The organism is Rhizobium sp. 01T444, from assembly GCF_056398305.1.
The window spans coordinates 1-680 of sequence record NZ_JBFTPD010000195.1 but is presented as its reverse complement, the minus strand read 5'-3'; the positions used below and the strand labels follow the sequence as shown (position 1 = coordinate 680).

The 680-nt window shown below is 67.5% G+C and carries 1 pseudogene; it reads left to right on the top strand.

From position 1 onward, the window contains the following. Window positions 1-680: pseudogene (locus AC1DTN_RS37940) on the top strand (hypothetical protein); the annotation flags it as partial.

The window sequence follows — 680 nt, the reverse complement described above, 5'->3', positions numbered from 1 at the left end:
TGCTGATGGAGCGCCCACTGCCCTTTGCAGTGCTGCGCCTGCTGGATGGCTGCAAGGTCGACGCCTCGGCCGGAGCTGGCCGCTCGACCGTCTGTCTACCCTACGGTATGGACGAGGGCAAACATGCACGCCAGGAAGCCGAGCGCGTGCTGGAGGCGATCGGCGGCGCCCCGACGAAGCACAACAACTACACCTTCGACTTCAATCCGCGCGGCGTGCTCAACAAGGTGCTCATCTCCGGATTCCTGCCCGACGCGTCGAGTCACCAGTTCTACCCAACGCCGACGACCGTGGCCGAGGCGGCGTTCGACATGCTCGACGCCGGCGCGGACGACACCTTCCTGGAGCCGAGCGCCGGCCTGGGCGGGCTGGCCTGCCAGCTGCCTCCCGAGCGCACGACCTGCGTCGAGATTTCCGACCTGCGATGCGAGGTCTTGCGAGCTCGCGGCTACCTGGCACATCAGRCCGATTTCATCGCCTGGGCGGCCGCGCAGCGCGCGACCAGCACCAGATACGACCGTTGCCTCATGAACCCGCCATTCGCGGACGGGCGCGCGTTGGCGCACCTGCACGAAGCCTCCACCCTGATCCAGGCAAGTGGCCGGCTCGTGGCCATCCTGCCCGCGTCACTGCGTGGCAAGGACCTACTGGAAGGCTGGAAGGCTGGAAGGCTGGAAGGC